The organism is Ramlibacter sp. PS3R-8 (genome assembly GCF_037572435.1).
Lineage (GTDB): Bacteria > Pseudomonadota > Gammaproteobacteria > Burkholderiales > Burkholderiaceae_C > Ramlibacter.
The window spans coordinates 345073-364171 of record NZ_JBBHGT010000003.1 but is presented as its reverse complement, the minus strand read 5'-3'; the positions used below and the strand labels follow the sequence as shown (position 1 = coordinate 364171).

The 19099-nt window shown below is 68.6% G+C and carries 18 protein-coding genes; 6 read left to right on the top strand and 12 right to left on the bottom strand.

Annotated features, from left to right (window positions below; all coding sequences use genetic code 11):
- Positions 1–9 precede the first annotated feature (9 nt).
- The 7 genes from WG902_RS13140 to WG902_RS13110 all read right to left on the bottom strand — a co-directional run bounded on the left by WG902_RS13140 (position 10) and on the right by WG902_RS13110 (position 7461).
- Complete coding sequence (locus WG902_RS13140; RefSeq protein WP_340060539.1) at positions 10–987, bottom strand: Bug family tripartite tricarboxylate transporter substrate binding protein; 978 nt, start codon at positions 985–987, stop codon at positions 10–12.
- Between the two features lie 47 nt (positions 988–1034).
- Positions 1035–2486 (bottom strand): amidase, encoded by a 1452-nt coding sequence (locus WG902_RS13135; RefSeq protein ID WP_340060538.1) that lies wholly within the window; start codon positions 2484–2486, stop codon positions 1035–1037.
- Positions 2483–4048 carry an acyl-CoA synthetase gene (locus tag WG902_RS13130; RefSeq protein WP_340060537.1) on the bottom strand — a complete coding sequence of 522 codons (1566 nt, stop codon included), beginning with the start codon at positions 4046–4048 and terminating at the stop codon, positions 2483–2485. Before WG902_RS13130 ends, WG902_RS13135 begins: the two co-directional genes overlap by 4 nt.
- Before the next feature lie 84 nt (positions 4049–4132).
- Complete coding sequence (locus WG902_RS13125) at positions 4133–4561, bottom strand: universal stress protein (protein ID WP_340060536.1); 429 nt, start codon at positions 4559–4561, stop codon at positions 4133–4135.
- A gap of 10 nt (positions 4562–4571) precedes the next feature.
- A complete protein-coding gene (locus WG902_RS13120; RefSeq protein WP_340060535.1) occupies positions 4572–5270 on the bottom strand; it encodes a TerC family protein in 699 nt (232 codons plus the stop codon).
- Positions 5271–5384: 114 nt separating this feature from the next.
- Positions 5385–6800, bottom strand: a complete 1416-nt coding sequence (locus WG902_RS13115; RefSeq protein WP_340060534.1) for a sensor histidine kinase N-terminal domain-containing protein — start codon at positions 6798–6800, stop codon at positions 5385–5387.
- Positions 6787–7461: a response regulator transcription factor gene (locus tag WG902_RS13110; protein ID WP_340060533.1), complete on the bottom strand. Its 675-nt coding sequence runs from the start codon at positions 7459–7461 to the stop codon at positions 6787–6789. The genes WG902_RS13115 and WG902_RS13110 overlap by 14 nt, the downstream gene beginning before the upstream one ends.
- 89 nt (positions 7462–7550) lie before the next feature.
- Between WG902_RS13110 and hppD the strand changes: the two genes are divergently transcribed.
- From hppD to WG902_RS13090, 4 genes are all read left to right on the top strand, one after another.
- Positions 7551–8633: a 4-hydroxyphenylpyruvate dioxygenase gene (gene hppD / locus WG902_RS13105; protein ID WP_340060532.1), complete on the top strand. Its 1083-nt coding sequence runs from the start codon at positions 7551–7553 to the stop codon at positions 8631–8633.
- A 137-nt stretch (positions 8634–8770) separates the two neighbouring features.
- Entirely contained in the window at positions 8771–9079 is a 309-nt protein-coding gene (locus tag WG902_RS13100; RefSeq protein ID WP_340060531.1) for a hypothetical protein, read from the top strand.
- A 99-nt stretch (positions 9080–9178) separates the two neighbouring features.
- Positions 9179–9853, top strand: a complete 675-nt coding sequence (locus tag WG902_RS13095) for a response regulator transcription factor (RefSeq protein ID WP_340060530.1) — start codon at positions 9179–9181, stop codon at positions 9851–9853.
- Between the two features lie 100 nt (positions 9854–9953).
- Entirely contained in the window at positions 9954–10259 is a 306-nt protein-coding gene (locus WG902_RS13090; protein ID WP_340060529.1) for a hypothetical protein, read from the top strand.
- A gap of 124 nt (positions 10260–10383) precedes the next feature.
- Here WG902_RS13090 and WG902_RS13085 read toward each other — a convergent pair whose 3' ends face one another.
- Together WG902_RS13085 and WG902_RS13080 are read right to left on the bottom strand one after the other, a co-directional pair.
- Positions 10384–11133, bottom strand: coding sequence for a SapC family protein (locus WG902_RS13085; protein WP_340060528.1), 750 nt, complete (start codon positions 11131–11133; stop codon positions 10384–10386).
- A 23-nt stretch (positions 11134–11156) separates the two neighbouring features.
- Entirely contained in the window at positions 11157–12464 is a 1308-nt protein-coding gene (locus tag WG902_RS13080; protein WP_340060527.1) for a hemolysin family protein, read from the bottom strand.
- A 53-nt stretch (positions 12465–12517) separates the two neighbouring features.
- Here WG902_RS13080 and WG902_RS13075 point away from each other — a divergent pair, with 53 nt between their 5' ends.
- Entirely contained in the window at positions 12518–13348 is an 831-nt protein-coding gene (locus WG902_RS13075; RefSeq protein ID WP_340060526.1) for a symmetrical bis(5'-nucleosyl)-tetraphosphatase, read from the top strand.
- A gap of 126 nt (positions 13349–13474) precedes the next feature.
- Here the strand turns inward: WG902_RS13075 and WG902_RS13070 are convergent, their stop codons facing one another.
- Both WG902_RS13070 and ypfJ read right to left on the bottom strand, forming a co-directional pair.
- Entirely contained in the window at positions 13475–14902 is a 1428-nt protein-coding gene (locus WG902_RS13070) for a DEAD/DEAH box helicase (protein ID WP_340060525.1), read from the bottom strand.
- A gap of 187 nt (positions 14903–15089) precedes the next feature.
- Positions 15090–15974, bottom strand: a complete 885-nt coding sequence (gene ypfJ / locus WG902_RS13065) for a KPN_02809 family neutral zinc metallopeptidase (protein WP_340060524.1) — start codon at positions 15972–15974, stop codon at positions 15090–15092.
- Between the two features lie 28 nt (positions 15975–16002).
- Between ypfJ and pcp the strand changes: the two genes are divergently transcribed.
- Complete coding sequence (gene pcp, locus WG902_RS13060; RefSeq protein WP_340060523.1) at positions 16003–16671, top strand: pyroglutamyl-peptidase I; 669 nt, start codon at positions 16003–16005, stop codon at positions 16669–16671.
- Between the two features lie 33 nt (positions 16672–16704).
- On the opposite strand, the gene WG902_RS13055 is transcribed toward pcp, so the two are convergent.
- The gene (locus tag WG902_RS13055) at positions 16705–18996 is read right to left on the bottom strand and encodes a beta strand repeat-containing protein (protein ID WP_340060522.1); all 2292 of its coding nucleotides are present in this window, start codon (positions 18994–18996) and stop codon (positions 16705–16707) included.
- Positions 18997–19099 lie beyond the last annotated feature (103 nt).

The window sequence follows — 19099 nt, the reverse complement described above, 5'->3', positions numbered from 1 at the left end:
GCGCCCGGCTCACTCGTTGGTGATCTTGCGCTCGCGCACGATGGTGCCCCACTTGGTCGACTCCTTGGTCATGAAGTCGGTGAGTTCGGCGCGCGTCGTCGGGTGCGGCGTCAGGCCCAGCTTGGTGAGGGCATCACGCACCTCCGCGTCCCGCAGCACTTTGACGATCTCCTGGTTCCAGCGGTCGAGGATCGGCCCGGGCGTCTTGGCCGAGGCGACGAAGGCATACCAGTTCAGCGCCTCGAAGCCGGGGTAGCCCGACTCGGCCACCGTCGGGATGTTCGGCATGTACGACGGCCGCGCCAGCCCCGTGGTCGCCAGCGGCGTCAGCTTGCCGCTCTCGATGTGCGGCAGCGCCGTCGGCGGCGCCGCGAAGTAGCCGGTGAAGCGATTGGCCAGCAGGTCCTGCATGGCTGGTGCGCCGCCCTTGTAGGGCACGTGCAGCATGTCGGCCTTGATCTGCAGCGCGAACAGTTCGCCGGTGAGATGCGATGCCGAGCCGGAGCCGGTGGAGGCGAAGCTCACGGCATCCTTGCCCTTGCGGGCGGCGGCCACGAAGTCCGCCAGCGACTTGATGCCGGAGCCGGCGTTGACGACCAGCACGTTGGGAAAGTGCACGCCGCCCGACAGGGGCGCCAGGTCCTTGAACGGGTCGTAGCCCACCTTCATCATGTGCGGCGCAATCGTCAGCGGGCCGATCGAGCCCAGCAGGATCGTCGAGCCGTCCGTGGGCCCATTGGCGACCAGCTGGTGCGCGATGTTGCCGCCCGCGCCCGCCTTGTTGTCGACCACGACGGTCTGGCCGATGTTGTCGCCCAGCTTCTTGGCGATCAGGCGGGCGGCCGCATCGGCGGCGCCGCCGGGCGCGAAGCCCACCACCATGGTCACGGCCTTTTTCGGCGGGAAGTCCTGCGCCAGGACGGGGGCGGCAGCAAGGGTGGCGGCGGCTCCCACCAGCGCCAGGCGCAGCCAGTATCGTTTGTTCATCTTGTTGTCTCCTGCCGATGCGAATCCGTCATTGTGACGCGAGTTGCTCACAAGCGGTCCAGCGCCGGCGGGCGCCGATGCGCCCACGGCGCGATGGCTTCGAACGCGCGCGCCAGAGCCAGCACCGGCATGTCGGCGCGGGCCGGTCCGGCGATCTGCAGGCCCATCGGCAGGCCCCGGGCATCGAAGCCGACCGGGACGCTCACCACCGGCAGGCCCGCCAGGGTGAAGGGCGCCACGATCTCCATCCAGCGATGATAGGTGTCCATCGCGACGCCGGCGATCGACTGCGGCCAGCGCAGCTGCGCGTCGAACGGGAAGACCTGGGCGCTCGGAGCGGCGACATAGTCGAAGCGATCGAAGAGGCGCACGAACGCCTGGTAGACGGCGGAGCGCTGCGCCGAGGCTTCATACAGCTGCGCCCCGGTGAGCTGCAAGCCCTGCTCGACTTCCCACTGCGCTTCCGGCTTCATGCGCCGGCGCAGTTCCGGTTGTGCGTACAAGGCGCGCAGCTTGCCACCGGTCAGCATCTGCCGCAGGCGCAGCCATGCCGTCCAGGCCGCATCGCGCGGCACGTCGAGGGTGCACGGTTCGACCGCGTAACCCGCGTGCTGCAGCGCGCGCAAGCCGGCCTCGCACAGCTCGCGGATGCCGGGTTCCAGCGGCAAGTCGGGCCACACGCTGCCGAGCCAGCCGATGCGCTTGCCCGGCAGCACGCCGATGGGGTCCGCCGCTGCCGCATCCGGCAAGGCATCGGCCAGCGACAAGGGTGCGCGCGCATCCCAGCCCCCCATCGTGCACAGCAGCCGGGCGACATCCTCCGTCGTGCGGGCCATCGGCCCCTCGGTGCCCAGCTGCGCGTAGAACACATCTTCGGCCGGCACCGCGGGCACGCGCCCGCGCGAAGGCCGAAGGCCCACGACGTTGTTGAAGGCGGCCGGATTGCGCAGCGATCCCATGAAGTCGCTGCCGTCGGCTACCGGCACCATGCCCAGCGCCAGGGCGACCGCGGCACCGCCGCTGCTGCCACCGGCGGACTTGTCCGGCTGCCACGCATTGCGCGTGAGGCCGAACACGTCGTTGAAGGTGTGGGAGCCCAGGCCGAATTCCGGCGTGTTGGTCTTGCCGATGACGATGGCCCCGGCGCGCTTCATGCGCTGCACGAACAGTGCATCGGAGCGGGCGACGCGCGGCCCGACCGCCGCCGAGCCCTGCGTCGTGGGCAGGCCCTCGGCGTCGCTCAGGTCCTTCACCGCGATGGGGAAGCCGTGCATCCATCCCATGGATTCGCCTCGGGCCAGCGCGACGTCGCGCGCGTCCGCGTCCCGCAGCAGCGCATCGGCGTCACGCAGGGACACGATCGCGTTGTGCAGCGGATTGAGCGCGGAGATGCGGTCCAGCGAAGCCCGCATCAGCTCGCGGCACAACACTTCGCGCGCCGCGATGCGCCGTGACAGGGCGCCGGCGTCGAGGGCCAGCAGTTCGGCGGTGGCCGTCATGCGGCGTTGAACCGATCCTGGTGGCGCTGGCGCAATTCGCGCTTGAGCAGCTTTCCGCTCGGGTTCTTGGGCAGTGTGTCCGTGAACACCACGGCCTTGGGTGCCTTGAAGCCGGCGAGGTGCTGCTGGCAGTGCGCCAGCACCATCGCCTCGGTCAGCTCGTGCCCTGCCTTCGGCACGATGACCGCGATCACCGCTTCCACCCAGCGCGGGTGCGGCACGCCGACCACTGCCACCTCGGAGACCTGCGGCAACCGGTAGACCATCTCTTCCACTTCGCGGCTGGCGACGTTCTCGCCGCCGGTCTTGATCATGTCCTTCTTGCGGTCGACGACGGTGATGAAGCCCTCGTCGTCGATGGTCGCCAGGTCGCCGGAATGGAACCAGCCGCCTTCGAAGGCGGCGCGGGTGCGCTCGTCGTCGTGGAAGTAGCCCAGCATCAGGTGCGGGGAGCGGTGCACGATCTCGCCCACTTCGCCGGGCTGCACGTCGCGCATCGCGTCGTCCACCACCCGGGTCTCCACGTTCAGCACGGCGCGGCCGCAGGATCCCGGCTTGCGCAGCTGGTCCTGAGGCCCGAGCATGGTGGCCAGCGGCGCGATCTCGGTCTGGCCATAGAGGTTCCAGAAGCCCACGTCCGGCAGCCGCCGCGCCAGCTCGCGCAGCACCTCCACCGGCATGATCGAGGCGCCGTAGTAGCCCTTGCGCAGGGACGACAGGTCCGTCGCGTCGAACAGCGGCGAGCGCAGCAGCGAGATCCACACGGTGGGCGGCGCGAAGAAGGAGCTGATGCGGTGCTGCGCGATCAGCGGCAGCAGGTTGTCCGGCGTCGGCTTGGCCGTGACGATGCTGGTGCCGCCGACATACACCATCGGGCCGAGGAACACGTCGAGCTGCGCGCAGTGGTACAGGGGAAGCGCATGCAGCATCACGTCCGACGCCGCGATGCTCGCATCCACCGCGCAGCTGGCGTACTGCCAGATCACCGCATCGTGCGTGAGCATCGCGCCCTTGGGGCTGGACTCGGTGCCGCTGGTGTAGACGATCTGCGCGAGGTCGTCCCCCTGCAGGTCCACCGGCGGCGGCGCGTCGCGCCGATCCACCAGCTCGTCGAAGGTGGTCATGCCCGCGGCGGGTTGCGTCACTTCCTCCGATGGCAGCCAGACGAACTGGCGCACCTGCGTGTCCAGCGCGGCAGCGGCGCGTGCGAGCTCCGCGAGCCCCGAATCGGTGGCGAGCATGCCGGCGCCGGCATGCCGCAGGATGTACGCCACTTCCTCGGCCTTGAGCATGAAGTTGATGGGCACCAGCACCGCCCCGAGGCGCGCCAGCGCGAACCGCAGCGCCGCGAAGGCATGCGAATTGCGCGACAGCACGGCGATGCGCGCGCCCTTCTCGACGCCCATGCGCGCCAGGCCGGCCGCCAGCCGGTCCGTCACGTCGTCGAATTCGCGGAACGTCCAGCGGGTGTCGCCGCACAGGATCGCGGTCTTCTCCGGCGCGCGCTTGGCGCTGCGGCGCAGCAGGTCGGCCAGGGTCTGGCGGCGAATGGCGGTGTCCACGGTGTCTCCTGGAGTGCGGGCGCTATCTTGCCCCAACCCCAGGACGCGGGCGATGCGGGCGACGGGCTCCCGCCCGACGCCCCCTCAGGAGCCCAGGACCTGGGCCTCGGTCGGGTCCAGCAGGTGACGCACCTGGCCGGCCAGCGAGCCGAACACCTTGGTGGCCAGCCCCGTGGGCTCCTCGCCGAACACGATCCGGTCGCAGCCGAATTCGCGCGCGGCCTTGGCGATGGTCTCGGCGCTGCGCCCCACCATCACGGTGCAGGTGAAAGGGACGCCCGCCGCGGTGAGCAGTCCCTGCGCGAACTGCAGGTCCTCGGCGCCCGACTGGGCCTGCAGCTGGTGCAGCTCGCTCGGGGCGAAGAACATCGACACGTGGTTGGTCAGCCGGGGCAGCACCCTCAGCAGCCGCACGCCGATGGGCTCCTGCCGGTGCAGGCCGACCACTTCGGCGATGGCCGAGCGCGTGCGCGCCTCGTTGGAAGGATCGATGGGTACCAGGACTTGTCTCATGGTGTCGTCCTCAGGCTGCAGGCTGGTTGGCGGCGGCAGGTTCGCTCGCGCGCCGGGCCAGCCACTTGCCGACGACCACGACCGTGACGGCGCCGAGTGCGGGCAGGATGTTGTGCAGGTAGTGGTGCTTCTCGACGAAGTCGTGGATCGCCGGGTCGGTCAAGGTCATTTCGCCCGCGACCCAGCCCAGCAGCCCGGCGCCGATGGTGATGATGATCGGGAAGCGGTTCATCAGCTTGAGGATGAGGGTGCTGCCGAAGATGATCAGCGGAATGCTGATGACCAGGCCGAACACCAGCAGCGGCACGTTGCCCTTGGCCGCTGCGGCGACGCCGATCACGTTGTCCAGGCTCATCACCAGGTCGGCGACCACGATGGTCTTGATCGCCGCGGCCAGGTTGGAGTGGCCTTCCATTTCCTCCTCGCCGTCATCGCCCTTGAGCAGGCCGACGCCGATCCAGAGCAGCAGCGCCGCGCCGATCAGTTTCAGGTAAGGCTGCGAGAGCAGGAACACCGCGAAGAATGTGAGGATCACCCGGAGCACGATGGCGCCGACGCTGCCGAACAGGATGGCCTTCTTCTGCTGCTGCGGGGGCAGCGAGCGGCACGCGAGCGCGATGACGACCGCGTTGTCGCCCGACAGGACGATGTTGATCAGGATGATCTGGGAAAGCGCAAGCCAGAACTCCGGACTGGAGAGAAAATCCATGGTGTCTCCTCGTGATGGGGTGGTGGGACCGGTCCGGTCCCGACCTTCACGAGGCTAGGCGGCTGCGCTGACACCTTCATGGTGCCCAGCTGTCGTCTGGTTGAACTCCAGCTTTCAGCCAGCTGACAGCTGCTCGTCTGCCGCTGGCTGGAAGAACACGCTGAAGGTGTTCCCCACCCCATCGACGTCCTCCTCCAGCGTGATGCGCGCGCCGTGCAGCGTGGCGATCTCGCTGACGATCGCCAGGCCGAGGCCGCTGCCGTCCTCGCGGGTTCCGAGCCAGCGGTGGAAGCGCTCGAAGATGCGCTGGCGCTCCTCCACCGGGATGCTGGGGCCGTCGTCGCTGATCGCCAGTTTGCGGTGCCCGTCGGGCGTGATGCCGGCCTGCACGGTGACCCGGCCGCCGGACTCGCTGTAGCGGATGGCGTTGTCGATCAAGTTGTTGATCAACTCGCGCAGGCGATCGCGGTCCGCGTCGATCATCAGCCGCTGCTCCACCCCTTCGAAACCGAGATCGATCCCGCGCTTGATGGCGTGCGGCACCCATTCCATGCTCACCTCCAGCGCAAAGGCGTTCAGGTCCAGGGGCTGGAGTTCGACCGTGTCCAGCGCGCCCGGTTCGTTGCGGGCGAGCGAGAGCAGCTGGCGCACCAGCCGGGACAGCCGGTCGGCGCTGATGTACAGCTGCGCGAGCGAGTGGCGCACGCGCTCCGGGTCGTGCTCGCGCAGCGCAAGCTCGATCTGCGCCTTCAGGCCGCTCACCGGCGTCTTCAACTGGTGCGCCGCATCGGCGACGAAGCGGTTCTGGAAGTCGAAGGTCTTGCCCAGGCGCGCCATCAGCTGGTTCACTTCATCGACCAGCGGCCGCACTTCGCCGGGCACGTCGTGCGTGTCGATCGGGCTCAGGTCCAGGTGCGAGCGGTCGGACACCGCACGGCGCAGCCGCTGCAGCGGCTGCAGCCCGCGGGAGACACCGAACCAGACGACCACCGTGGCCATGAAGATCAGCAGCAGCTGCGGCAACACGACGTTGGCCATCATCTCCCACGCCAGCCGGGAGCGCTTGTGCAGGGTCTCGGCCACCTGCACGTGCACCACCGGCGCACCGGCCGTCTCGTTGATCGGCATGCGCGCGGCGACCAGCCGTACCGGCTCCCCGCGCAGGGCGCCCTCGTAGAAGCGCGGCTCGCCATGGCTGCGCGTGCGCGCCGGCGGTGGCGGCAGTTGCGCGTCACCACCCAGCATGGCGCCGTCGGCGTCGTCGACCCGGAAGAACAGGCGATCCTGCGCATCGGTCAGGAGGATGTTGGCCGCCGTGTCCGACAGCTCCAGCCGCGGCCGCGGCGCGCCGGGCTTCACGTGCATGACGATCTCGCGCGCGATCTCGTGCAGCGCGCGGTCGTACGCAAGGTTGACGAAGCGGTGCGAAGACCAGTAGGCGGCGATCGTGTCCAGCACCAGCAGCAGCAGCAGGGGGCCGAGCAGCCAGGCGAGGAGCTTGCGTTGCAGCCGGGGCTCAGCCTTGCTCATCGCCGCGTTCCATCAGGTACCCCATGCCGCGCACGGTGCGGATCTCGCAGCCCAGCGGCTCCAGCTTCTTGCGCAACCGGTACACGTAGACTTCGATGGCGTTGGCGCCGACCTCGTCACCCCAGCCGTACAGGTGGTTGACCATCTGCTCCTTGCTGACCACCCGGCCCTCGCGCATCAGCAGCAGCTCCAGCACGGCCAGCTCGCGCGGGGACAGGTCCAGGGGCTTGCGATCGTAAAAGACGCGGCGGCCCACCGTGTCGAAGCGCAGCAGGCCGTGGTCCAGGTACGGCGTGGAGTTGGTGCCGCGGCGCAGCAGTGCGCGCACCCGGGCCTCCAGCTCGGGCAGGTCGAACGGCTTGGCGAGGTAGTCGTCCGCGCCAAGGTCGAGCCCGCGCACGCGGTCCTCGAGCGTGTCGAAGGCAGTGAGCATCAGCACCGGCAGGGTCATCTTGCGGGCGCGGATGCGCTGCAACACGTCCAGCCCGGACAGGCCCGGCAAGCCGATGTCGAGGATGGCCAGGTCGTAGCCGGTCACCGCCAGCGCCTGGTCGGCCTCCTCGCCCGTGGAGACGCTGTCCACCGCATGGGCAGACTGCACCAGCACGCGCGAGAGCGCGTCGGCGAGCACCTTGTCGTCTTCAACCAGCAGGATCCTCATGCGTTGCGCATGCTACCCGCAGTTGCGGCCAGCCCCTTCTGCACTGACAATGGGCTCCCTGTGCCTCGCTTTTTTCCATCGACTTCCGCATGACTGATCTGTTCGAGAACCCCATGGGCCTCATGGGGTTCGAATTCGTCGAATTCGCCTCCCCCGTCCCGAACCAGCTGGAAACGCTGTTTCCGAAGATGGGGTTCACGCTGGTGGCGCGCCATCGGTCCAAGGACGTGCTGCTCTACCGCCAGGGCGACATCAACTTCATCGTGAACCGTGAGCCCAAGAGCCTCGCCTTCTACTTCGCGGCCGAGCACGGGCCGTCGGCCTGCGGGCTCGCCTTCCGCGTGAAGGACGCTCACAAGGCCTATGCGCGCGCGCTCGAACTCGGCGCGCAGCCGATCGAGATTCCGACCGGCCCGATGGAGCTGCGCCTGCCCGCCATCAAGGGCATCGGCGGCGCCGCGCTGTACCTCATCGACCGCTTCGAGGACGGCAAGTCGATCTACGACATCGACTTCGAATTCCTCGACGGCGTCGACCGCCACCCGCGCGGGGTGGGGCTGAAGGTGGTGGACCACCTGACGCACAACGTCTACCGGGGCCGCATGGCGCACTGGGCGGCCTTCTACGAGAGGCTGTTCAACTTCCGCGAGATGCGCTACTTCGACATCAAGGGCGAATACACCGGGCTCACCTCGAAGGCCATGACGGCTCCGGATGGCAAGATCCGCATCCCGCTGAACGAGGAGTCGTCGCGCGGCTCCGGGCAGATCGAGGAATTCCTCATGAAGTTCAGCGGCGAGGGCATCCAGCACGTCGCGCTCCTGACCGACGATCTCCGGCAGACCGTGGACCACCTGCAGATGGCCGGCATCCCGCTGATGACGGCGCCCAACGACGTGTACTACGAGATGCTGGAAGAGCGGCTGCCCGGCCACGGCCAGCCCGTGCCGGAGTTGCAGGCGCGCGGCATCCTGCTGGACGGCACCGTCGAGGACGGCCGCAAGCGCCTGCTGCTGCAGATCTTTTCCGAAACCGTGCTCGGGCCGGTGTTCTTCGAATTCATCCAGCGCGAGGGCGACGACGGCTTCGGCGAGGGCAACTTCAAGGCCCTGTTCGAGTCGCTCGAACGCGACCAGATTCGCCGCGGCGCACTCGCCGTCGAAAACACGTAGAAATGCCGGACGAGGCGCGCGCCGCCTCTCCTACAGCGCCCGCCGCGCTAGGGCCGCACGATCTCTCCATTGGCGCACAACTCCAGACCTCCGACCGGTCGCCTGCAGAAGCGCTCAATCCCCGTCTGGAGACCGTGATGAAAGCCTTCGTACTCTGCGCAGTCCTCGCCACCTCTGCCGTGGCGCCTGCGTTCGCCCAGGAACTGGTGGCCCGGCAAGGCGACGATTCCGTGCGCCTGTCCGACTCGGCGTGCAAGAGCGAGCTCGTGCTCGCCCGCCTCGAACCCGCCGTGGCCAGGCAGTACCGCTCCGCGTCCGCCACGTTCCAGGGCCAGCGCTTCCAGGCCTGCTGGCGCCTGGTCGGCAACGCCGCCCACCTGGTGTACGAGGATGGCGACCAGGGCATCATCCCCACCACCGAGCTCAAGCCGGACATGACGGCCTGACACACATTTGTCTTCAGACACGGGCGCGATGCGCCCCGCCTGGCCCGCTTTCGCGGATGGGTCATGCACAATGCCCGGCAAGGAGCAGTTCGACCGCGCATGACCCGTATCCTGATCGTCGAGGATGATCCCACCACGTCGGCCATGCTGGTGGGCCTGGTGCGGCGACAACAGTGGGATTGCGATGCGAGCGACACGCTGGCGGCGGCCTGGACGCACCTGCGCGCGCGGGCCTTCGACGTCCTGTTGCTCGACCTGAACCTGCCCGATGGCGAAGGCACCGACCTGCTGCAGAAGGTCCGCCGCTGCGCCGCTGGTGAACTCCCCGATCCCAAGATCCCGGTGCTGGTCATCTCCGCGCGGTCGCAACTGCGCTCGCGGCTGACCGCGCTGGACCTCGGCGCGGACGGCTACGTGATCAAGCCGGTGCACCTGGACGAAGTCGCCGCCGTGATCCGCGCCCTGCTGCGACGACGCACCACCCTGTCGGCCGGCCAGATCTCCTGGCGTGACCTCGTGATGGATCCGAACAGCCGCCTGGTGCAGCGCGCCGGTGCGACGATCGAACTCACGGAACAGGAATTCGCCGTCCTGCTGGCGTTGCTGGAAGACCGGCCCCGGCCGCTGAGCCGCGCGGACATCCAGGCCCGCTCCGGCAACCGCGTGGGCGACGGCGGCGCCGTGGAGGTGCATGTTCATCACCTGCGGCGCAAGCTGGGCGACGACGTGATCGAAACGGTCCGCGGGGTCGGTTACCGTGTGCCGCCTGCCTGAGCGTGTCCTCACTTCCTAAGCAAACGTCTTAGTTGCGCCGCGCCGCTTTCCCTAGCGAAGGCTGCTCATCCGCGGCGAGACTATGTGCATGCTTACATGGATGCTTGAATTGCTGAGAAGGGCCTTCGTGCAACGCGGCGACGGCTCGTTCGTCGCATCCGCCCTGGGATCGCATCTCATCTTCCGCATGAAGGCGTGGCCGAGCCTGCCCGCCGCCGGCCGGACTGCCGAGGTCTACCGCATGCTGTCGGTCATGAGCAGCCGGCCCGTCAGCCGGAAGTGGCTGCTGTCGCACTGCACCATGACGCCCCGCGAGCTCGATGCGCTGCTGCGCAAGCTGACGGCCGAAGGCGCGGTCGAAGTGATCGACCCTTCAGGTTTCTCGCCCAGCCACAGTCCGGCGTAGGCGGGGGTACGCGGGGGTAGGCCGGGGGTAGGCCGGGGGTAGGCCGGGGGTAGGCCGGGGGTAGGCCGGGGTAAGCGCGCAGCCGCACCCCGGTGATGCGCGGTGATGCGCGGTGATGCGCCCCTCAGCTCCCCGGCCCCGGGGCCGCGGGCACCTTGCGCTGCGCCAGCCGGTCCACCAGCTGCTGCATGTTGGACAGCGACAGCAGGTGCATGGACACCAGGTGCAGCTCGCCACTGCGGAACATCGCCTGCACCGTGGCGTCCGGCAAGGCCATCAGCCTCTTCTCGTCGACAACCAGCAGGCCGTGCACGCTGAAGGTCCGGCCGTCCACCAGGTCGGCTCGCGCGTTCATCTCGGTCAGCAAGCCGGCCTGGTCGAGCCGCTGGCAGAACGCTTCCGTGCGCAGCGATTCGCGCTGGCAGGCCGCCAGGAAGTCGAGCGCATTGCGCAGGAAGGGCGTGTCCTGGCCGCCGGCATCGAACAGCGGTTCGCCGTCGACGTCGTTCACGCCGGGATACGACTCGTCGATGCAGACGGCAAGCGAGGCCTGCCCCGGCAGCTCCGCCAGCACGAAGGGGTAGCGCCGCACGAACGCCGGAATGTAGCGGCCGCGCCAGCCGCCCGCGTCGTCCACGCAGAGGTTCTCGCGCGCGCGCAAGCCGAGCATCACCACCGGGATCACCCGGCCGCTGGCGCCGCGCGTGAAGACGATCGCGTATTCCTTGCAGGCCTCGGCGAATTCGGCGCCCGCGAGATACAGCGAGTTGGACTTGCGCGCAAAGGCAAAGCTGGCGCCGGGGCGGATGCGGCGGCGGCGGTGCTTCTCGCGGTCCAGCATCACCGGCTTCTCGTAGTACACCAGGTCCGACATCGCGCCCTCTTCCAGGTCGGCGGTCAGCCGTGCGCCGCCACCGCGGCCGGCTGCGGCACGGCTTGCGCCAGCACCTTGTCGATGCGCCGGCCGTCGAGGTCCACCACCTCGAACACCCAATCGCCGACGTCGATGCGTTCGCCCACGTCGGGCAGCCGCCCCGACACCGACATCATCAGCCCCGCCAGGGTGTTGTAGCGGCCCTTGTCCTCCTCGGGCAGCTCGCGGATCTCCAGGCGGGCCTTGAGCTCCGAGACCGGCATCATTCCATCGAGCAGCCACGAACCGTCCGGCCGCTGCGTGGCCCAGGCTTCCTCTTCGCCGCCCGGCTGCAGCTCCCCGGTGATCGCCTCCAGCAGGTCGTGCGGCGTGATCAGACCCTGCACCACGCCGTATTCGTCCACCACGAACACCAGCCGCGCGGACTGGATGCGGAACTGCTCGAGCAGCTCCATGCCGGACAGCGTCTCGGGCACGAACACGGCGGGAACGGCATGCGGCGCGATCGGCCCTTCGTGGTCGGGCCCCAGCGAGATCAGGCGCGACACGCTGATCAGGCCGACGACGTCGTCGAGCGAGCTGCGGCACACCGGGTACCAGGAATGCGCCTCGGACGCGCCAGCCCGCTTGAGCGCCTCGCGCACGCTGGTGCCGGCATCGATCCACTGGATGTCGGTGCGCGGCACCATCATCGAAGACAGCGCGCGGTCGTCCAGGTGGAACACGTTGCGCACCATCTGGTGCTCGTGCTGCTCGATCACGCCGGCATCGACGCCCTCTTCCAGGCTGTGCGCGATCTCTTCTTCGGTCATGCCGCGCGGCGTCGTCGTGTCGATGGACAGCAGCTTCAGGATGGCCAGGGTGGAAGCCGAAAGCAGCCGCACGAACGGACCGGCGGCGCGCGACAGCCAGCGCATCGGCCGCGCCGTGAAGCGCGACACCTGCTCCGGATAGAGCTGGCCGATGCGCTTGGGCACCAGCTCGCCGAAGATGATGGTGATGTAGGTGATGATGGCCACGACGATCGCCGTGGCGACTCCGCCGGCGAAGCGTGGCGGAACGCGGTATTCCACCAGCACCTGCGCCAGCGCGGCGCTGAACGCCGCCTCGCCGATGATGCCGTTGATGACACCGATGGACGTGATGCCGACCTGGACGGTGGACAGGAAGTTGGTCGGCTCGTCCATCAGCCTGAGCGCCGCTTCCGCCCCGCCGTCCCCGGCCTCGGCGAGGGCCGCGAGCCGCGCCCGCCGGCTGGACGCGAGCGCCATTTCGGACATCGCGAACAGGCCATTGAGCAGCGTCAGGAACGCGATCAGCAGGAAATCCATGAATCAGGACAGAATCGAGGAATCCCACTTTACTTCACCGGCTCGACAACTCCTTGGCGCATTACCTGATCGGCGACATCCAGGGCTGCGACGCGCCGCTGGGGCGCCTGCTGGAGAGGATCGCTTTCTCCCCGAGCCGCGACACGCTGTACGTGCTGGGCGACCTGGTCAACCGCGGGCCGGCCTCGGCCGCGGTGCTGCGGCGGCTCTCGGCCTGCGGCGACAGCGCGCACTGCCTGCTGGGCAACCACGACCTGAGCCTGCTGGCGGTTGCCCATGGCCAGCGGGCGCAGCACCGCAACGACACCATGGACGACATCCTCGCCGCGCCCGACCGGCAGGCGATGCTGGACTGGCTGCGGCACCGTTCGATGGCGCTGCACGCGCAGGGGATCCTCATGGTGCATGGCGGCGTGCTGCCGCAGTGGACGCTGCAACAGGCGCTGCAGCTCGCGGGGGAGGTGGAGGCGGTGCTGCGCGGGCCTTCGCTGTCCGGCTTCCTCGCGCGGATGTACGGCAACCAGCCGGACCGTTGGGACGACGAACTCGCGGGTGCGGACCGGCTGCGGGTGATCGTCAATGCGCTGACGCGCCTGCGTTTCTGCACGCCGGACGGGGTGATGGATTTGCGTGCATCCGGCGGCCTGCACGAGGCGCCGGCAGGCTTGCTGCCCTGGTTCGACGTGCCGGGCCGCCGGACCGCGGGCGTGCCGATCGCTTTCGGCCACTGGTCGACACTGGGATTGATGCAGCGGCCGGACCTGCTGTCGCTGGACACCGGGTGTGTGTGGGGTGGTTGCCTGACGGCGCTGCGGCTGGGCGCCAGCGGTGCTCATGAGGCGATCCAGGTGCCTTGCGAGCAGGCCCAGGCACCCGGAGATTAATACCAACAGCCAGACGCAGAAGGCGCAAAAGTTACGCAGAAGTCGCGGAAGGACATCCAAAACCTTCTTGGGTTTTTTTTCTGCGTCTTCTGCGCAGTTTCTGCGTCCGGCTGTCCGCCCCCGGCTTTACTCGCCCTTGAACAGCGCCGCCACCTTGCGCTTGGTCTTGATGTTGGCCGACACGCGGCTGGCCGGCCTGGCGCTGGCTTCCCACGCAGGAGCCTGCTCGCCCGCCCGCGGCTCGTAGGGCTGGTCGAAAAACGGGTCCTTCTGGACCGACGGCGGACGCGGCTCGCGGCGGCGATCCTGCGAGGGGGCAACGGGCTCGATGCGCTCGCGCCGCTCTTCCTCCTCGCCCTGCCCGCGCCAGGCACGGCGGCCGTCGTTGATGCGGCCGCGCGGTCGATCCTCGTCGAACTCCAGCGGCTCGATCTCGATCTTGCGCTTGAGCAGCTTCTCGATGTCGGCCACCAGCCGCAGGTCGCTCGGCGCCACCAGCGTCACGGCCAGGCCGGAAGCGCCGGCGCGTCCCGTGCGGCCGACGCGGTGGATGTAGTCCTCGGCGTTGAACGGCACGTCGAAGTTGAACACCGCCGGCACGTCCTTGATGTCGAGGCCCCGCGCCGCGACGTCGGTGGCTACCAGCAGGTCGACTTCGCCTTTCTTGAACGCCTCGAGCGCCTTCAGGCGCTCGTCCTGGCTCTTGTCGCCGTGCAGCGCGGTGGTCTTCATCCCCTCGCGTTCGAGCGAGCGCGCCAGCCGCGCGCAGCCCAGCTTGCTGTTGACGAACACGAAGGCCTGCGTGATGCCGCGCTGGCGCACGATCTGCCGGATGGCGTGCCGCTTCTCTTCGTCGGGCACGTTGTAGAAATGCTGTTCGACGGTGGAGGCTTCGGTGTTCGGCCGCGAGACCTCGATGGTCACCGGGTCCTGCAGGTAGCTGGAGGCCAGGCGCTTGATCTCGGGCGAGAACGTCGCGGAGAACAGCAGCGTGGTGCGCTGCTTGGGCAGGAACGACAGGATGCGCTGCAGGTCGGGCAGGAAGCCGATGTCCAGCATGCGGTCGGCCTCGTCGAGCACCACGTACTCCACCTGGTTCAGCACCGCGTTCTTGGCTTCGATGTGGTCCAGCAACCGGCCGGGGGTGGCGACCAGCACTTCCACGCCGCGCTTGAGTTCAGCCGTCTGCGGCTTCATGTCCATGCCGCCGAACACAACCGTGCTGCGCAGGTTGGTGTACTTGGCATACAGCTTCACCTGCTGGGCCACCTGGTCGGCCAGTTCCCGCGTAGGCAGCAGCACCAGCGCGCGCACCGGGTGCCGCGCCGGAGACGTGGACGCGTTTTCGTGCTTCAGCAGCCGTTGCAGCAGCGGCAGCGAGAACGCGGCTGTCTTGCCGGTGCCCGTCTGGGCCGCGCCCATCACGTCCTTGCCGGTGAGCACCACCGGGATGGCCTGCGCCTGGATGGGCGTCATCGACTCGTAACCCATCTCGGCAACAGCGCGCGCCAGGGGTTCGGCCAGGGAAAGTTTGGAGAAGGCAGATTCGGACATCAACCTCGGATTATCGCATCGAGGGCAAAAGCGCGCCGGAAGCGGACAACCGGACGCAGAAGGCGCAAAAGTACGCAGAAGACGCAAAAGACATCCAAAACCCTTTCCGGTTTTTTCTGCGCCTTCTGCGTAACTTCTGCGCCTTCTGCGTCCGCTGTTCGGCTGTTCGGCTGTTCGGCTGTTCGCCTTAGAGGCTCCGCGCCTTGAACGTGTCGCAGGCCTGCACGCTGCCGGTCTTCAGGCCGGTGGCGAACCATCGCTGCCGCTGCGCGCTGGTGCCGTGCGTGAAGCTCTCCGGCACCACGGCCCGGCCCGCGCTGGCCTGCAGCGCGTCGTCGCCGATCTTCTGGGCGGCGTTCATCGCTTCTTCCACATCTCCCTGTTCCAGGACGCTGCGGGCTTTCTGGGCGTGATGGGCCCACAAGCCGGCATAGCAATCGGCCTGCAGCTCGATGCGCACACTGACCTGATTGGCCTGGGCCGGCGACATCCGCGCGCGGGACTGCTCCGCCTGCTCGCTGATGCCCAGTTCGTTCTGGACGTGGTGCGCCACTTCGTGGGCGATCACGTAAGCCTGGGCGAAATCGCCGGGTGCGCCCATCCGGGTCTTCATCGTCTCGTAGAAGCTCAGGTCGATGTAGACCTTGCGGTCGGCCGGGCAGTAGAACGGCCCCATCGCCGCCTGGCCCGCGCCGCATGCGGTGCGCACCGCGCCACGGAACAGCACCAGCTTGGGCGGGTTGTAAGTGGCCCCGCCCTGCTTGAACAGCTGCGTCCACACGTCTTCGGTGTCGGCCAGCACGGTGGACACGAAGCGCGCGGCCTGGTCATTGGCCGGCGGCGCGGGCGCCGGGCCGCGTTGCTGCTGCACCTGCGGCGCGCCCTCGCCGCCGCCCGTGAGGATGCCCAGGATGGTGAGCGGATTGACGCCGAGCACGGCGCCGCCGATGAGCGCCACCACGATGGTGCCGATCCCGATGGCGCCGCCGCCGATGCCGAAGCCACCCCCGCCGCCGCCGCCGGAGCGCGCGTCCTCGACGTTCGATGATTCACGATTGCCTTCCCAGCGCATGACCTTCTCCTGCGGTAGAGTGAAAACCATGGTAGCCCGCCCAAGCACGGCCGTGCGTAGTCCTTTGTCCGTACTCGTGACCGGTTTCGACCCGTTCGGCGGAAGCGCCGTCAATCCCAGCTGGGACGCGGTCCACGCCCTGGACGGCCGCGAGATCCACGGCCACCGCATCATCGGCGGCGAAATCCCCACCGTCTTCGGCGCTTCCCTGCTGCGCCTGGAAGCGCTGCTGGAGGAGCACCAGCCGCGCCTGGTCATCCTCACCGGCCAGGCCGGCGGCCGCGGCGCCATTTCGCTGGAACGCGTGGCGATCAACGTCAACGATGCGCGCATTCCCGACAACATCGGCGCCAAGCCCATCGACCTGCCCATCGTGCCCGATGGGCCCGCGGCGTACTTCACCAAGTTGCCGATCAAGGCCATGCTGCAGGCCCTGCTGGACGCCGGGGTGCGGGCGGAGGTGTCGCAGACCGCGGGCACCTTCGTGTGCAACCAGACTTTCTACGGGCTGATGCACCTGCTGGCGAAGCCGCGCTGGCAGGACGTGCGCGGCGGCTTGATCCACGTGCCATGGCTGCCGGAGCAGGGCCAGCCTTCGATGCGGCTGGACGAACTGGTGCGCGGGCTGGAGCTGGCCATCGGCTGCGCCCTCGACACGCACCAGGACATCCGCAAGGAAGCCGGTGCGATCAGCTAGCAGCCGGCGAGGCGGGTCCGTCGTTGCACCGGGTCACAGCGCGATGTCGGCCGCCACGAGGTTGATGGTGCCGGTCAGCGCGATCACGAAGTCCGCCGCGCCATCGCCATTGGTGTCCCCTTCGATGAATGTCCTGCCGCCCTGCTGGAGGTAGTGCAACTGGCGGGCCACCCCGGTGAACGCGCCATTGCCGATCCACACGAACGCCTGGTTGCCCCCGGCATTGACGTTGGCGTCGACCGCGGCGAGATGGATCCGGTCGCTCGATGCCTGGGTGAAATCGGTGACCACGTCCGCCAGCGGCCGCAGTGCCGCGAGGTCACCATCGCGAAACCGGAACACGTCGCGGTCAGCGCCGCCCGTCAGCGTGTCCTTGCCGGCGCCGCCGGTGATCTGGTCCTCGTGCTCGCCGCCCGACAGGCTGTCGTTGCCGCCGCCGCCGTCGAGCGTGTCATTGCCGGAACCGGTCTGGATCGTGTTGGCCCCGCTGGTGCCGGTGATGCCGTCGTTCCCGGCGCCGGTGACGAGTTTCTCGAAGTGGACGAAGCTTTCGTTGATGAAGTTCGTGGCGCCCGTCGCCATGTCGATGACATAGTCGCCACCCCAGCTCGTCGTGTCGAGCGTATCGATTCCCGTGCCGCCGTCGAGCAATTCGACCAGATCGCTGCTCAGTCCTGCGAAGACCATGTCGTCGCCGCCGTCGCCGAAATAGCTGCCCTCGCCGCTGGAGTGGAGCGTGTCGTTGCCGCCCATGCCGTGCACCGTCTGGTCCACGTTCTCGGCGCCGCGCAGGGTATCCGCCTCCGCCTTGCCGGACAGCGTGATGGTGCCCGGCGCCACCGTGCCGAGCGCCCCGAAGCCGCCCGTGCCCACGTCGTCGCCCGCGTTGTCGACCTGCGCGGAGAGCGAGGCGGCTGAAATCGTTCCATCCGTATGGAACAGGTTGTCCCCGGCCACGAGGCTCAGCGCCCCGGTCACCGTCACGCCGGCCCCCACCCGGATGTCCGTGCCGCTGCGCAGCGTCAGGTTCTGGATGCTGGCCGGGGTCACCGCCGACACCACGCTCAACGGCCCGCCGGTGAGCGAGCCGACGGTGAGCGACGGCGTGAAGATGCGGTCGAGCTCCGCGTCGGACAGTTCGAGCGCGAAGGCGCTGTCGGTCCCGCTGCCGAGATCCACCGCCCAGCCCTGGGTGACCGGACGCAGCGTGACCGTCCCGTTGTTGGCGGTGATTCCAGCAGTTCCCGCCAGCACCAGGTGATCGGCGTTGACCGTGACATTGCCTGAACTCGAGAACAGCGTCGCCGCGCTCGTCGCGAGCAGCAGGAGGAACCCGTCGGCCCCGGTGGTCAGGGTGGCGGAGCCGCCCGCCGAACCTTCCGCGCCGATGCTCCCGTCGGTGCCCGTCACGTTGAGCACCTTGATGTCGCGCCCGGCATCGACCACGACGTCACCGCCGCTGCCAGTCCCATAGCCGTCGGAAGCCAGGTCGGCAAAGCCGTCGACGATCACGTCGCGCCCGGCGCCGATGGTCAGGCCGTCGCGCGCGCGGACATCGTTGTCGAAGTTGGCCCCCCCGGTGCCCAGGGAGACGTCGCGCCCGGCGGTCAGCGTCACGCTGCCGCCCGCTGCGGCGATCGCGTCCTGGTCGACGCTCGAGGTGATGTCCGAATTGGCGCCCCTGGCAATGAGCGTGACGTTTCCGGAGGTGCTGCCGCCATGGACGGATTCGAGCGCACCCGGACTTTCTTCGGCGAGCGTGATGCTGCCGACGTTGGTCAGTCTCAGGTTGCCCGAGGTCTCGACGTCGAGACCGCCCACGTCGTCCGTCAGGCCGCCGATCGCCAGCGCGCCGGTGTTGGCCAGGTTGATGCCGCCGGTGGTGGTCTCCGCTTCCAGCGTGGCAACCTGGGTCTCGAGCGCGTTGCCGCCGGCGCCGACCCCGGTTGCCGCGCTGAGGACCAGGCTGTTCGCGGTGATGTCGGCGGCGGCATCCGATCCGAATTCGGTGATCGCCCCGTTCGAAGCCAGGACGACATCGCCGGCGCCGCGGATCGCGTTGACGGTGATGGAGTCCGGGTTCTCGGCGGCGTTCGTCAGGCTGCCGACCGTGATGTCCGCGCTGCCGAACGATTCCGTCAGGTTGATGACGAGGTCCTGCCCGGCCGATGCCGTCACGGTGAGGAATTCGGTCGGAATGCTGAACGGAATCACGCTGCCGTCGGGTCCGCGCAGCTGGGCGATGCCGTTGTTCGGGATGCCGTCGTCCTCGATGTGATAGGTGCCGGGGTCAAAAGCGCTGAGAAAAATCAGAGTCGAGGACATGAATCGCTCCTGTTGGCTGTCAACGCGGACGGGGCGGGCAGCGTACTCCTGCCGAGGCAAGTTCGCAACGATGGCAAGGGCGCGGCGCCTGCGCCCCGGACGG